The organism is Nocardioides sp. Z40_12 (genome assembly GCF_058215795.1).
On sequence record NZ_JBZAJA010000004.1, the window covers coordinates 1 to 13480 of the forward strand.

General features: G+C 72.7%; 14 protein-coding genes and 3 tRNA genes. 11 read left to right on the plus strand and 6 right to left on the minus strand.

What is annotated here, in order from left to right; all coding sequences use genetic code 11:
* From AC4BG9_RS08520 to AC4BG9_RS08550, 7 genes are all read left to right on the plus strand, one after another.
* Positions 1–387, plus strand: a 387-nt coding sequence (locus tag AC4BG9_RS08520) for a hypothetical protein (RefSeq protein WP_490570664.1), incomplete at its 5' end; no start/stop codon positions are given.
* A gap of 68 nt (positions 388–455) precedes the next feature.
* The gene (locus AC4BG9_RS08525) at positions 456–1091 is read left to right on the plus strand and encodes a signal peptidase I (protein WP_490570665.1); all 636 of its coding nucleotides are present in this window, start codon (positions 456–458) and stop codon (positions 1089–1091) included.
* Positions 1092–1216: 125 nt separating this feature from the next.
* The gene (locus AC4BG9_RS08530) at positions 1217–2422 is read left to right on the plus strand and encodes an Ig-like domain-containing protein (protein WP_490570666.1); all 1206 of its coding nucleotides are present in this window, start codon (positions 1217–1219) and stop codon (positions 2420–2422) included.
* Complete coding sequence (locus AC4BG9_RS08535) at positions 2422–2820, plus strand: hypothetical protein (protein WP_490570667.1); 399 nt, start codon at positions 2422–2424, stop codon at positions 2818–2820. The genes AC4BG9_RS08530 and AC4BG9_RS08535 overlap by 1 nt, the downstream gene beginning before the upstream one ends.
* Before the next feature lie 2 nt (positions 2821–2822).
* A complete protein-coding gene (locus AC4BG9_RS08540) occupies positions 2823–3533 on the plus strand; it encodes a response regulator (protein WP_490570668.1) in 711 nt (236 codons plus the stop codon).
* Complete coding sequence (locus AC4BG9_RS08545; protein ID WP_490570669.1) at positions 3526–4761, plus strand: ATP-binding protein; 1236 nt, start codon at positions 3526–3528, stop codon at positions 4759–4761. Before AC4BG9_RS08540 ends, AC4BG9_RS08545 begins: the two co-directional genes overlap by 8 nt.
* 19 nt (positions 4762–4780) lie before the next feature.
* Positions 4781–5446, plus strand: coding sequence for a PaaI family thioesterase (locus AC4BG9_RS08550; protein WP_490570670.1), 666 nt, complete (start codon positions 4781–4783; stop codon positions 5444–5446).
* Between the two features lie 6 nt (positions 5447–5452).
* Here AC4BG9_RS08550 and AC4BG9_RS08555 read toward each other — a convergent pair whose 3' ends face one another.
* Positions 5453–6967 carry an NAD(P)/FAD-dependent oxidoreductase gene (locus tag AC4BG9_RS08555; protein ID WP_490570671.1) on the minus strand — a complete coding sequence of 505 codons (1515 nt, stop codon included), beginning with the start codon at positions 6965–6967 and terminating at the stop codon, positions 5453–5455.
* Between the two features lie 259 nt (positions 6968–7226).
* On the opposite strand from AC4BG9_RS08555, the gene AC4BG9_RS08560 reads away from it, so the two are divergent.
* Complete coding sequence (locus AC4BG9_RS08560; protein ID WP_490570672.1) at positions 7227–8174, plus strand: ATP-binding protein; 948 nt, start codon at positions 7227–7229, stop codon at positions 8172–8174.
* A gap of 63 nt (positions 8175–8237) precedes the next feature.
* On the opposite strand, the gene AC4BG9_RS08565 is transcribed toward AC4BG9_RS08560, so the two are convergent.
* From AC4BG9_RS08565 to AC4BG9_RS08575, 3 genes are all read right to left on the minus strand, one after another.
* Positions 8238–8585 carry a metallopeptidase family protein gene (locus AC4BG9_RS08565; protein ID WP_490570673.1) on the minus strand — a complete coding sequence of 116 codons (348 nt, stop codon included), beginning with the start codon at positions 8583–8585 and terminating at the stop codon, positions 8238–8240.
* Positions 8586–8643: 58 nt separating this feature from the next.
* Positions 8644–8720, minus strand: a tRNA-Asp gene (locus tag AC4BG9_RS08570).
* A gap of 95 nt (positions 8721–8815) precedes the next feature.
* Positions 8816–8888, minus strand: a tRNA-Glu gene (locus AC4BG9_RS08575).
* A 103-nt stretch (positions 8889–8991) separates the two neighbouring features.
* Here AC4BG9_RS08575 and AC4BG9_RS08580 point away from each other — a divergent pair.
* The 3 genes from AC4BG9_RS08580 (at position 8992) to AC4BG9_RS08590 (ending at position 11838) form a co-directional block, all read left to right on the plus strand.
* Positions 8992–9065, plus strand: a tRNA-Phe gene (locus AC4BG9_RS08580).
* A 92-nt stretch (positions 9066–9157) separates the two neighbouring features.
* Entirely contained in the window at positions 9158–10609 is a 1452-nt protein-coding gene (locus tag AC4BG9_RS08585) for a hypothetical protein (protein WP_490570674.1), read from the plus strand.
* 101 nt (positions 10610–10710) lie between these two features.
* Positions 10711–11838 (plus strand): Glu/Leu/Phe/Val dehydrogenase dimerization domain-containing protein, encoded by a 1128-nt coding sequence (locus tag AC4BG9_RS08590; protein ID WP_490570675.1) that lies wholly within the window; start codon positions 10711–10713, stop codon positions 11836–11838.
* A gap of 139 nt (positions 11839–11977) precedes the next feature.
* Here AC4BG9_RS08590 and AC4BG9_RS08595 read toward each other — a convergent pair whose 3' ends face one another.
* Positions 11978–12178 carry a DUF3073 domain-containing protein gene (locus AC4BG9_RS08595; protein ID WP_490570676.1) on the minus strand — a complete coding sequence of 67 codons (201 nt, stop codon included), beginning with the start codon at positions 12176–12178 and terminating at the stop codon, positions 11978–11980.
* 185 nt (positions 12179–12363) lie between these two features.
* Positions 12364–13467, minus strand: a complete 1104-nt coding sequence (purM, locus tag AC4BG9_RS08600) for a phosphoribosylformylglycinamidine cyclo-ligase (protein ID WP_490570677.1) — start codon at positions 13465–13467, stop codon at positions 12364–12366.
* Positions 13468–13480 lie beyond the last annotated feature (13 nt).

Below are 13480 nucleotides of genomic sequence, written 5' to 3' on the forward strand. Positions count from 1 at the left end.
AACTCCAAGGCCGGCCAGGCCATCTTCGCCCTCGACAACATCAAGCCCGGCGACACCGTCAACGGCACCCTGACCCTAAAGAACACCGGCTCCCTCGACGCCAACTTCGGCCTCACCGAGGTCTCCTCCACCAACACCTTCGTCGCCAGCAACCTCACCCTCGTCATCACCGACGCCGCCGGCGGCGAGCCCGTCTACACCGGCACCTTCGGCGGACTCGCCGACGGCATCCGCAAGGACCTCGGCACCATCGCCGCCGACAAGAGCCGCACCTACACCTTCACCGTCGCCCTCGCCCCCAACGCCGGCAACGACAACCAGGGCAAGACCGCCAACGCCGTCTACACCTGGGACTCCGTCCAGCTGGCCGCCCCCACCGGCCAGTGAGCCGCAGCCGCGCCTAGCTCGTCCGCACCAGCCCGCCACGCACCCAGCACCGCAGACCAGGAGTCCCCGTGAACAAGCTCGGCAAGGCCCTCCGCCGGCCCGTACGACTGCTCAACACGGTGCTGCTGGTCGCCGTGATGGCGGGCTGCACCGCCTACCTGGTGCCGTCGTTCTTCGGCTACGAGCGCTACATCATCACGGGCGGCTCCATGGCCGGGACCATCGAGAAGGGCTCGATCGTCTTCGAGAAGGAGGTGCCGGTCGACCAGCTCGCCGTCGGCGACGTCATCACCTACCTCCCGCCGTCCGACAGCGGGGTGACGACGCTGGTCACCCACCGCATCAGCTCCATCGGCACCGACGAGAAGGGCGTCCGGGTCTACCGCACCAAGGGCGACGCCAACCCCGACGTCGACCCCTGGAAGTTCAGCCTGCTGGCCGAGACCCAGCCGGTCGCGAGCTACGACATCCCCTACCTCGGCTACGCCTTCATCTTCCTCGCCGACCCCGACCACCGGAAGCTGGTCATCGGGGTCCCCGCCGGGATCATCGCGCTGATGGCCCTGCGCGACCTGGTCGCCGCCCTGCGCCGCAAGGACGGTCACCCGGACGACGACCGGCAGGCCGACGACCCGGAGCCGGGCGTCGAGCTCGCCGACGTCCGGTCGCTGCGCTCCGCCCCGTCGGAGCGCCTCTCCGCGTAGCAAACGGTGGAACTCCCGGGGTCGTCCTGTGGAAGAGCGGTGGTGGGTCATTCACTAGCGTGGGACCCAGCGCCAGAGACCCACCCCGCTCCGCCCCCACCAGTCCAGCCCCGAGAGGAGGACGCATGAGCAAGGCCTTCCGCCCCGTGAACCTGGTCGGTGCCCTCCTCCTGGCCGGCGTCCTCGCGATCGCCTTCCCCGGCTTCTCCGCCGCGGTGTTCTCGGCGAAGACGCAGAGCACCGCGTCGGTCTCGGCCGCCCACGACTGGACCCCGCCCACCGTCTCGCTCACCGCGCCGACCGCGCCGTTCGTCAGCGGCACCGTCCCGGTCACCGCCACCGCCGCCGACGCCCGCTCCGGGATCGCGAAGGTCACCGTCGAGCTGCTGCCCCCCGGCGGCAGCTGGACCGTGCTCTGCGCGCCCACCGCCGCGCCGTACTCCTGCTCCTGGGACACCACCTCGCGGGGCGCCGGCCAGTACTCCCTGCGCGCGCAGGCGGTCGACAAGGCCGGCTACCAGGCCACCTCGACGGTGGTGCGCACCACGGCGGACAACCTCGGTCCCACCGTCACCATGGTCGACCCGGGCGCCACCATCACCGGGGCCAGGACCTTCGCGGTCACCGGCGTCGCCGACGCCGGCTCGGGGGTCCAGGACGTGGTCATCCAGCACGCCCCCACCGGGACCCAGAGCTACCAGGACCTCTGCTCCGTCACCGCCCCCTCGTGGAGCTGCACCATCGCCTCCCCCCCGCTGGCCGACGGCCACTACGACTTCCGCGCCGTGGCCACCGACAAGGTCGGCAACTCGACCACCTCGACCCCGGTCACCAACCGGACCGTCGACGTCGGCTCACCGCTGGCCGCGGCCGACGTGCAGACGGCGAACGGCGGCGGGACCCCCGGCCAGATCGACGCCGGCGACAGCATCACCTTCACCTTCAACCGGCAGGTCGACCTCACCAGCATCTCGTCGGGGTGGAACGGCAACCCCCTCCCGGTCCAGACGCGGTTCGGCATCGGCTTCTTCACCAGCGACAAGCTCGAGGTCCTCGACGTCAAGCTCGGGGAGGTCAACCTCGCCCAGGACTACGTCTTCCTCCCCTTCACCCTGCGCTCCACCATGACCGCCAGGACCGAGCTCTCCGGTGGCAAGTACCGCACCGTGGTGACGGTGGTCTTCGAGGACTCCTCCGGCCTGGTCAGCGGGGTCGTCACCCGCAGCACGCACATGGTGTGGTCGCCCTCCAACCAGGTCCGCGACCTGCTCGGCCGCCCCTCGTCCAGCGCCTCGGTCACCGAGTCCGGCACGCCCGACCGGGAGTTCTGATGACACGACACCACCCCACCCTGGCCTCGCGGCTCGCGGCCGCGACCACCCTGCTCATCGGGCTCCTGCTGGTGCCGCCGATGCTGGCCGGCCCGAGCACCACCGTCCTCCTGCTGGAGGGCATCGGCCTCGTGGTCTCCGTCGTCGCCGCCACCGCGGTCTGGCTCACCAACTCCTTCGAGTCACGCTTCTTCGCGGCGGTGCTCTCGCTGGCGGTCCTGGGCGGGGTCGTGCTCACCCTGACCTTGGGCATGCCCGGCGCCTCCGGGCCCGAGGAGCTGAACGCCGTCCGCGTGCTGTTGGTCGCCGCGTGCGCGCTGCTCCCCGTGCTGCTCCTCGTGGACTCCCGCGTCCGCCGGGAGCGGAGACAGTCGGCGCGCCGCCCGTATCCTCTCTGACCATGCCCACCCACGTGCTCGTCGTCGAGGACGACGACAAGATCGCCGCTCCGCTGGTCCGCACCCTCGAGCGCGAGGGCTACCAGGTGGAACGGCTCGCCGAGGGGCTGCCCGCCCTGCCTCGCCTCGCCAGCGGCGAGATCGACCTCCTGCTGCTCGACCTCGGTCTCCCCGACGCCGACGGGCTCGACGTCTGCCGTCGTGCCCGCGAGGAGGGCTTCGTCGGCGGGATCATCATCCTCACCGCCCGTGACGGCGAGCTGGACCGGGTGGTCGGGCTCGACGTCGGCGCCGACGACTACCTGGCCAAGCCCTTCGGGCTGGCCGAGCTCCTCGCCCGGGCGCGCGCCCTGCTCCGTCGCAGCGGTCACGGCTCCGGCGCCCGCGCCGAGTCGCCCTCGCAGCCGGCCGCGCCGGCCACGGGCTTCCGCGTCGACGTGGCGGCCCGGCGCATCTGGATCGCCGACCACGAGCTCGCGGCCACCACCAAGGAGTTCGACGTGCTCGCGGTGCTCGACGCGACCCGCGGTGCCGTGGTGGGGCGCGAGCAGCTGATCAACGAGGTCTGGGACGCGAACTGGTTCGGCTCCACCAAGACGCTGGACGCCACCGTCGGCCGCCTGCGCCAGAAGCTCGACGAGGCCTCGGCCCCGGTGGAGATCACCACGGTGCGCGGAGTCGGGTTCCGGCTCGAGGACCGCCCGCATGCGTGAACGGCTCATCGCCGGGTTCATCGGCCTCGCGGTCGCGGTGGTGCTCCTCTACGGGATCCCGCGTGCCTACCTGCTGGCCGACATGGTGCGTGACCAGGAGACCCGCCTCACCACGAACTCCGCCGAGCTCTTCAGCCTGGCCATCTCGGAACGCTCCGCCCGGGACGAGCCCACCACCGAGGAGTTCCTCGAGACCCACCGCAAGCCCGGCTTCACCGTCGAGTACGTCGACCCGGCGGGCCAGGTGCTCCGCGCGGGCCCGGCCCCGAGCGCCGACGACATCGTGGCCTCCCGGCCCGTCGCCGGGGGCGGCACCGTCACCGTCTCGGAGTCCGGGGAGCTGGTCGACGAGCGGGTCTCGGAGGCGCTGCTGCCGCTGGTGCTCATCGGGCTCGGTCTGGTCTCGGTCGCCGGGGCGGTCGGCTACTTCCTGGCCCGGCGCCTCTCCCGGCCCTTCGGGGAGCTCGCCCAGGCTGCCGAGCACCTGGGGCGCGGTCGCTTCGACGTGCACTTCCCGCACTACCGCATCCCCGAGGCGGAGGCGATCGGCGAGGCGCTGCGCCGCGGCTCCAGCCAGCTCGACGAGCTGGTCACCCGGGAGCGTGAGTTCGCCGCCAACGCCTCCCACCAGCTGCGCACCCCGATCACCGCGCTGCGCCTCCAGCTCGAGGACCTCTCCATGTGGCCGGAGACCCCGCCCCAGGTCGCCGACGAGCTGGTCAGCTACCTCTCCGAGCTCGACCGGCTCAGCGGCTCGATCACCGAGATCCTGGAGCTGGCCCGCGGGCGCCGGCTGGGCGACGCCGTCGAGCTGGACCTCGACGTGCTGCTGGAGGACGTGGCGAACCGCTGGCAGCGCCAGGTGGAGGAGCACGGCCACACCCTCGTCCACGAGGAGTCCGTCCCCACCCCGGCCAAGGTGGTGCCGGGCCCGGTGATCCAGGTGCTCGACGTGCTCATCGAGAACGCGTGCTCCCACGGGCGCGGCCGGATCACGCTGAGCCTGCGCGACCGGGGCGACTTTCACCAGCTGCTGGTCTCCGACGAGGGCCCGCGGACCATCGACGACACGGTCTTCCACCGCGGCGCGACGTCGTCGCAGGCGGAGGGACGTGGCCTGGGCCTGGCGATCGCGGCGGACCTCGCCTCGTCGCTGGGCGGGCACCTCGCGCTGGTCGACCACCCCACGACCACCTTCGGCCTCGCGTTGCCGAAGAGCGCGGGCTGAGCGCGCCTAGACTCCGCGCATGCACGGCTACCAGCACGAGGACCTCTCCCCCGACGAGCTCGCACGCCGCGAGGCGCTCTACGGCCCGTTCACCCAGAGCGTGCGGGAGCTGGCCGACGCCACCCTGCGCACCACCGTCGCCGAGGACGAGCTCCGCCGCGCCCAGGCGGAGATCGAGGCGATCACCGCGCGGCTGCGCGCCAGCCAGCTGGACGGCGCGTTCGGCGTCCACTACAGCAGCGACGGCAGCACCCGCGCCTGGGGCAACGCGGTGGTGGGCCTGCGGAACCCGGTGGCTCCGCCCCTGGACTTCGTCCGCGACCCCGAGGGCCGCGCCACCTCCGACTTCGAGCTCGGGGCCGTCTACGAGGGCCCGCCCGGCCTGGTCCACGGCGGCGTCAGCGCCCTGATCCTGGACCAGGCGCTCGGGGAGGCCTGCGGAGCCGGAGGGCGGCCCGGGATGACGGGAGGCCTCACGATCCGCTACAAGCGGCCCACCCGGCTCGGCACGCTGCGCTGCGAGGCGTGGATCGCCGAGCGTGACGGCTACAAGACCGTGGCGCGCGGCACCATCGGCGACCAGGACGGTCCCACGATCGAGGCCGAGGGCGTCTTCATCGTCCCCAAGTGGGCCCGTGGCCTCTTCGACGCCGCCACCGCCGAGAAGCCCGACCGCTTCGAGTAGCCCCGCTCAGCCCGCAACCCGGCTGGGTGCCGCGGTGCCGCGCTGCCCGTCGTCGGTGAGCCGCGCCTCCTCGCGGGCCTGCTCCTCCAGCTCGCTGCGCCGCCGCTCCTCGGCGTCGCGCCGGGCGGCGTCGTACTCGCCCGGCTCGGAGACCAGCCCGGCCACCCCACCATCGAGCCGGGAGAGCGCGGTGCGGGCGAAGATCTGCTGCTCGGTGGTGGTCCGCTCCTGGCGACCGCGGCCCACGAACGAGATGGCCCAGTGCAGCAGCGCGGTGATCCGGTTCTTGAACCCGGTGATGTAGAAGAGGTGGACGAAGAGCCACATCAGCCAGGCCGTCACCCCGGTCAGCCGGAGCCGGCCGACCATCGCGACCGCGTTGAAGCGGCTGATGATCGCCATCGACCCCTTGTCGAAGTACTTGAAGGGCCCCTGCGACGCCTTGCCGCGCAGCCGGCCGTCGATCTCCTTGGCCGCGTGCTTCGCGCCCTGGATCGCCACCTGGGCGACGCCGGGCAGGTTGTCGAGGGAGATCATGTCGCCGACGACGAAGACCTCCGGGTGGCCCGGCAGCGTCAGGTCGGGGTTGACCTTGATCCGGCCGGCCCGGTCGAGCCCGGCGCCGGTCTGCTCCGAGAGCTGCTTGCCGAGGGGCGAGGCCTGCACCCCCGCGGCCCAGATCTTGGTGACCGCGTCGATCCGGTGGGTGCGGCCGTCCTTGTACTTCAGCACCAGTCCGCGCTCGTCGACGTCGGTCACCATCGCGCCGAGCATCACCTCGACCCCCAGCTCCTCGAGCTCGCGGCGGGCGTTGTCGCCCAGCTTGGCGCCGAACGGCGGGAGCACCTGCGGGGCCGCGTCGACGAGGATCACCCGGGCCTGCCGGGTGTTGATCGAGCGGAAGTCCTTGCGCAGCGTGCGATGGGCCAGCTCGGCGATCTGGCCGGCCATCTCCACACCGGTCGGGCCTGCACCGACCACCACGAAGTTGAGCAGGTGGTCGACCGACTCGCCCCGCTTGGCCCCCAGCTCGGCGAGCTCGAAGGCACCGAAGATGCGGCCCCTGAGCTCGAGGGCGTCGTCGATGCTCTTCATGCCCGGGGCGTGCTCGGCGAACTGGTCGTTGCCGAAGTAGGACTGGGCGGCGCCGGCGGCCACGATCAGCGAGTCGTAGGGGGTGACCGACGAGCGGCCGAGCACCTGGGAGGTGACCGTGCGGGCGGTCAGGTCGATCTCGGTGACCTCGCCCAGCAGCACCTGGGCGTTGCGCTGGCTGGAGAGGACCTCGCGGGTCGGCGGTGCGATCTCGCCCTCGGAGAGGATGCCGGTCGCCACCTGGTAGAGGAGGGGCTGGAAGAGGTGGTGGGTGGTCTTGGCGACCAGGGTGACCTCGACGTCGCAGCGACGCAGCGCCTTGGTCCCGAAGAGCCCGCCGAACCCGGAGCCGATCACCACGACACGGTGGCGGTGGGGGGACGCGTCCTCGGCGGACGCGTGGTCGGGGGACTCGTGGGGGGGCACGGCGTGACCTTCCTGGGGAAGAGGCGGGGCCTGGCTGGACGCGTCAGGACGGGATAAGTACCCATTCTCCCGCGCGGGAGCGCCGACACCGAAACGTGGGACGAGTCTTCTCGCTCACAGCGGACGGGCGACTGAGCCGTTATGTTGAAACTTGCAACACGGGGTTCACACCCCCGATGTTTGCGCGGCACGCGACACGGGTAAGCGCGCCTTGCTGGGCTACACCACCATCACCGTCTGCCACTCGAGGACCGACCACTTGCCCCTGAACAAGGATGCGTTGCCTCTCGACCCGGCACCGAGCGCCGTCGCGGACGCTCGGCGCTGGGTGCTGGGGCTGTGCAGGGAGCTGGGGCGCGACGACCTCCTCGACTGCGCCGAGCTGGGCGTCTCCGAGCTGGTGACCAACGCGATCCTGCACGGGCAGGACCCGATCAGCGTCCGGGTCCGTGGCACCCGCGACCATCCCCGCATCGAGGTCTTCGACGGGTCCAGGCGTCCACCGGTCATGGGTGCACCCTCGATGGACGACGCGGGTGACAGCGACCTCGACGAGTTCCTCACCACCTTCGGTCGCGGCCTGTCGATCGTGGCCATGTCGTCGGTGGCGTGGGGGGCCTCGATCGAGCGGGACGGCAAGGTCGTCTGGTTCGAACCGGCCTCGAACCTCGAGGAGGCCGGTCAGCGCGAAGGCGTCATCGACATCGTCGCCGACCCCGACACCGAATGGCGCCAGCCTCCGGGGGCGGTCACCGTCCGGCTGCTCGACGTCGACCTCAAGCTGTTCCTGAGCGTGCTCACCCAGTACAACAACCTGCGCCGCGAGCTGCGCCTCCTCGCGCTCGCCCACGAGGCCGACTACCCGCTGGCCCGCGACCTCTCGCACATGTTCTCCACATTCGAGCGGCAGTTCCCCCCCGAGATGCTCGACCGGGTCGGCCAGGCCCTGCGCACCGGCGACCGCCGGGGCGACCTCACCTTCCAGGCCTCGCCGGAGTCGGCGCAGATCTTCGGCACCATGCTGGAGATGTTCGACCTCGCCGACGCGTTCTGCCGCGCCCAGCGGCTGCTGTCCCTGGCCCGCTCCCCCGAGCAGCGCAACCTCCAGGAGTGGCTGCTCGACCAGTTCATCCAGCAGGTCAGCGGCAAGCCGCCGGTCCCGTGGACCGCCCAGAACGCCCCGGCCGCCAACAGCAACGTCTCCTGACCCGGGCGTCGCACCCCCTGCCGTCCCTGCCGTCCCTGCCGCCCGCGGGGGGCCACACGCCGCTCAGGCGTAGCCGAGCTCGTGCAGCCGCGCGTCGTCGATGCCGAAGTGGTGGGCCACCTCGTGGACCACGGTGATCCGGATCTCCTCGACGAGCTCCTCGGCGTCGACGCACATGTCCAGCAGCGGAGCGCGGAAGAGCAGGATCCGGTCGGGCAGCGCGGCGGAGTGGTTGGCTGGCCGCTCGGTCAGGGAGACCCCGTCGTAGTAGCCGAGCAGGTCGGGGTCGTCGGGGGGCGGCTCGTCCTCGACCAGCACCACCACGTTGTCGATCAGCGCGGTCAGCTCGGCTGGGATCTCGTCGAGGGCCTTCTCCACCAACGAGTCGAACACGTCACGGGAGACCTGCATGGCACCACCCTACGCGGGACGAGAAGATGCCCCGGACCATGTGGTCCGGGGCATCTGGTGGCGACCCTGACGAGACTCGAACTCGCGACCTCCGCCGTGACAGGGCGGCGCGCTAACCAACTGCGCTACAGGGCCAAGCTGTGTAGTTTTCTTTCTCCTTGCGGAGCGGGGGAAACTCTAACCCATCCCCCGGCGGGACTCACAATCGAGGCCGCCCCGGGTCTGGACCGCACCCCCAACGGGATTCGAACCCGTGCTACCGCCGTGAAAGGGCGACGTCCTAGGCCGCTAGACGATGGGGGCCAGCGTGCGCACGCCATCCTAGGGCGCCGCGCGTGGCGCACCCAAATGTCGCCCCCCTGGTGTGCCCCCGCGGCCACCGACTGTTGTAGGCTTCCCTGCGCTTGGGCAGGTAGCTCAGTTGGTACGAGCGTCCGCCTGAAAAGTGGAAGGTCGGCGGTTCGACCCCGCCCCTGCCCACAAGCAAGCGAAGCGCCCGGTTCACGTCCCGAACCGGGCGCTTCGCCGTGGTGGCCCCGGGACCGGCGCCGGGTGGCTGCGATGATGTGCGCGTGCTGCCGCCCCTGGAGATCGTCGCGCGCCAGCGGCCCTTCGCCCTCGTCTCGCCCGCCACCGCGACCACGCTCCCGGTGGACGGCACCTCCTCGTGGTTCGCCGCGCCGCGTCCGGCGCCGTACGCCGCACTCGTGGCCGAGCTCGGCGAGCCGGCCGGCCCCGGGCCCGCCGGGCCGCCGGCCGGGAGCGCCGGCCGGGCCGGTGACCGCGACCGGGTGGAGCTGACCCTCGGCTCCGGACAGACCCGGCTGCGCGGCTGGTACGTCCCCGGGACCGGCGCCGTCGGCCTGGACGTCGTCGACACGGCACTGCGCTCGACCACCCACCGCAGCCGCCGGCACGGCCGGGCCCAGGGGCGGCCCTCGGCCCTGGCGCTCACCCTGACCGGCCTCCACCTGACCCTGCTGTGCCGCGAGGACGGCCGCTGGACCGCACGCGGCCGGGTCGACCTCGCCGGTCGCCTCGACACCCACGACGAGGACTGGCTCGCCGGGATCCACCTGGGCCACCGCTCCGACAGCGCCCTGGTCACCAGCCTGGAGAGCGGCGGGTTCGGCCACCTCGGGCTGCGCGACGTGCGGGTGGTCACCGAGGCCGACGGCAGCCCGGTGCGCCACCGGGGCGACTGGCTGCTGACCGCGACCTCGGCCGGGCCCGGCTTCTTCGACACCGCCCACACCAGCGTGTGGCGCCTGGCCCCCGACTCCTCGCAGCTGACCCACAGCGCCGACCTCTACTTCCGGCGCCCGGACCGGCCGGGGGTCTACGGCGACCACGCCGTCCACCTGCTCCGCGACGACGACCGGTGGCTGGTCGCCACCAGCACCTGGGGCGACTTCGACCGGGTGCGGAACCCGGCGGTGCGCTGCACCCTGGCCGAGACCGACGCCGGGGTGATCGCCGGCGAGCACGTCCTGGACACCCGCGAGCTCCCGCTGCCCACCGACGGCCTGACCTCGGTCGGGGTGTGGGACCCCCACCTGCTGCGCGACGGCGACACCTGGCTCGTCGGCTTCGCCAGCGCCCGGCGGTTCTTCCGTTTCCACCCGTGCCTGGCCACGGGCCCCTCGCTGGAGCGGCTCTCCCTGCGGGCCGCCGCCACCGGTCGGCGGGCCACCGAGGGGGTGACCCTGCTGCGCCTCGACGGCGCCGAGGGGCCGGTCCGGGTGCTGGCCAGCGACGGCCGCGACAACCGGCGCGAGCACCGGGCCCGCTTCCCCGTCTTCGACCTCGACCTGCGCGAGGTCGGCGAGCTCGACGCGCCCTACCCGACCAACCTGCCGTGGCCCACCCTGCTGCCCGGCGGGCAGGGCTGGCGGATGGTGACCTTCAACGGCCGGGGGGCGGGCGGCCAGCTGCTCGGCTACGGCACGCACGGCGACGTGGTCCTGATGGCGCAGACCGGCGCGGGGAGCACCCCGTGTGACCCCGCGGCGGAGCCGCACTAGGCTTCGTGAGGCAGGCCACACACCCCGTGGCCGACCACCCAGCGCCACACCACCGATGTGGCCGCGACGAACCGGCCCTGCCGGAGGAAGCGGGACCTCCCGTGACCAGTCCCTCGATCAGCCCCGACTCCCCCACCACGCCGGGGACGTCCACGCCCGGCGGCGTCGACGTCTTCGCCGAGGGCTCGCACGAGCAGGTGGTCTTCTGCCACGACCCGGCCTCCGGGCTGCGCGCGGTGATCGCCCTCCACTCCACCGCGCTGGGCCCGGGCCTGGGCGGCACCCGCTTCCACCCCTACGCCTCGACCGACGACGCGGTCCGCGACGTGCTGGCCCTCTCCCGGGGGATGTCCTACAAGAACGCGCTGGCCGGCCTCGACCTCGGCGGCGGCAAGGCCGTGATCATCGGCGACCCCCGCACCGACAAGTCCGAGGCGCTGCTGCGAGCCTACGGCCGCTTCGTGCAGTCGCTGCACGGCCGCTACCTCACCGCCTGCGACGTGGGCACCACCTCCGAGGACATGGACCACATCGCCCGGGAGTGCGACTTCGTCACCGGCCGCACCGTCGCCCACGGCGGCGCCGGCGACTCCTCGGTGCTCACCGCCTACGGCGTCTTCCAGGGCATGCGGGCCAGCGCCGAGCACGTGTGGGGCTCGACCTCGCTGGCCGGCCGTACGGTCGGCGTCGCCGGGGTGGGCAAGGTCGGGCGCCACCTCGTGGCCCACCTGCTCGAGGACGGGGCCGACGTCGTGGTGACCGACGTGTGGGCCCCGGCGATCGAGCGGATCCGCCAGGAGCACCCGACCGTGCGGGTGGTGGCCTCGACCGAGGCCCTGGTCGTCGAGGAGCTCGACGTCTACGCCCCGTGCGCGCTCGGCGGCGCGCTCGACGACACGGTGGTCGAGGCGCTGAGCGCGCGCGTGGTCTGCGGCGCCGCCAACAACCAGCTCGCCCACCCGGGGGTGGAGAAGACGCTCCAGGAGCGCGGGATCCTCTACGCCCCCGACTACTGCGTCAACTCCGGCGGCGTGATCCAGGTCGCCGACGAGCTCGAGGGGTTCTCCTTCGAACGCGCCGAGCAGCGCGCAGCCGGCATCTTCGACACCACCCGCTCGGTCTTCGAGCTGGCCGCGCGCGACGGCGTGCCGCCGGCGGTCGCCGCGGACCGGCTGGCCGAACGGCGCATGCGCGACGTCGGCCGCCTGCGCGGCATCCACCTGCCCTGAGAGTCCGTCCTGAGAGCCGGACCTCTGGCCCGCCCTGGCAGTGCCTGGCAGATGCCAGCCAGGCCAGGGCGCGCGTTCTCAGACCTGCCGTGACCGGCGGATCAGGGAGAACCCGGTGACCGCGGTGGCCGCGGCGGCCTCAGTCGCGCCGCGGCGGATCCGCGTAGTCGGACCAGTCGTCGAGATAGTCCACCTCCGCGTCGTCCGCGGTGGCGGTACTACTGCTGTCCGGTTCGCCATGCAGCTCCTTGGCCAGCGCCCCGAAGTCCGTCTCGTGAGTACGGTACTTCAGGTCGCGGGCGACCTTCGTCTGCTTGGCCTTCGCTCGGCCGCGCCCCATAGGGTCCGACCCCCTCGCACGCTTGGCCGGGGCTCTTGGCCCATAGGCCGCGGCGCCCGGTCTCTTGACTGGATACTCGTGGGGATCACGCTACCCGGTGGTGGGGCGTTCTCGCACACCCGGCCCGGCGTTTGGGCGCTCGGAGACCGCGGCGTTCGCTCGCAGCGCAATCCGCGAGCGCCTTCTCACCAGCCCGGGTGCTGCCCCTCCATCAGGACGCGCCCCGCCTCGCCGCTGCCCTGGGCGGCCCGGACGTCGCCGGCGACCCAGGCGCGCATCCCGTGCCGGCCGAGGGTCGCCACGGCGGTGTCCACGTCGTCGGGGTGCACCAGCGCGATCATCCCGACCCCGCAGTTGAGCGTCGCCTCCAGGTCGGGCTGGGAGATCCCGCCGACCCGGCGGACCAGGTCGAAGACCGGCTGGGGCGTCCACGTCGACCGGTCGACCCGGGCGGCCAGCTCCTCGGGCAGCACCCGCTCCAGGTTGGCCGCGAGCCCACCGCCCGTCACGTGGGACATCGCGTGGGTGCGGGTGACGTCGGCCAGTTCGAGGCAGGCCTTGGCATAGATCCGGGTCGGGGTGAGCAGCTCCTCGCCCAGGGTGCCCCCCAGCTCGGGGACCTCCCGGTCCAGCGCCCAGCCGGCACCGCCGTCGGCGGGGTCGCCGAGCAGCACGTGGCGCACCAGCGAGTAGCCGTTGGAGTGGAGCCCGGAGGCCTCGATGGCGACCACCACGTCGCCCGGCCGGACCCGGCCCGGGCCGAGCAGCCGGTCCGCCTCCACCACGCCGGTGGTCGCCCCCGCCACGTCGTACTCGTCGGGGGCCAGCAGCCCGGGGTGCTCGGCCGTCTCGCCGCCGATCAGCGCGCAGCCGGCCTCCACGCACGCCTCGGCGATGCCCTTGACGATCGCCGCGATCCGCTCCGGCACCACCCGGCCGGTCGCGATGTAGTCGGTCATGAAGAGCGGCTCGGCGCCGCAGACGACCAGGTCGTCGACGACCATCCCGACCAGGTCGTAGCCGATGGTGTCGTGGACGTCCATGGCCTGCGCGATCGCCACCTTGGTGCCGACCCCGTCGGTGGAGGTGGCCAGCAGCGGCCGGGTGTAGCGGGTCAGCGCCGAGGCGTCGAAGAGCCCGGCGAAGCCACCCAGCCCGCCGATCATCTCGGGTCGTCGGGCCTTCTCCACCCAGGTCTTCATCAGGTCGATCGCCCGGTCGGCCGCCTCGATGGAGACTCCGGCGGCGGCGTAGGCGTTCTGCCCGGGGGTGGGCTGGGCGTCGGTCACGGCGTACTCCTGG

Bases quoted from the DNA above. Each gene is read 5' to 3' on its own strand.
- AC4BG9_RS08540 (WP_490570668.1), top strand. From the start codon at position 2,823: ATGCCCACCCACGTGCTCGTCGTCGAGGACGACGACAAGATCGCCGCT.
- AC4BG9_RS08535 (WP_490570667.1), top strand. From the start codon at position 2,422: ATGACACGACACCACCCCACCCTGGCCTCGCGGCTCGCGGCCGCGACC.
- AC4BG9_RS08565 (WP_490570673.1), bottom strand. From the start codon at position 8,585: ATGCAGGTCTCCCGTGACGTGTTCGACTCGTTGGTGGAGAAGGCCCTC.
- AC4BG9_RS08550 (WP_490570670.1), top strand. From the start codon at position 4,781: ATGCACGGCTACCAGCACGAGGACCTCTCCCCCGACGAGCTCGCACGC.
- AC4BG9_RS08595 (WP_490570676.1), bottom strand. From the start codon at position 12,178: ATGGGGCGCGGCCGAGCGAAGGCCAAGCAGACGAAGGTCGCCCGCGAC.
- AC4BG9_RS08530 (WP_490570666.1), top strand. From the start codon at position 1,217: ATGAGCAAGGCCTTCCGCCCCGTGAACCTGGTCGGTGCCCTCCTCCTG.
- AC4BG9_RS08545 (WP_490570669.1), top strand. From the start codon at position 3,526: ATGCGTGAACGGCTCATCGCCGGGTTCATCGGCCTCGCGGTCGCGGTG.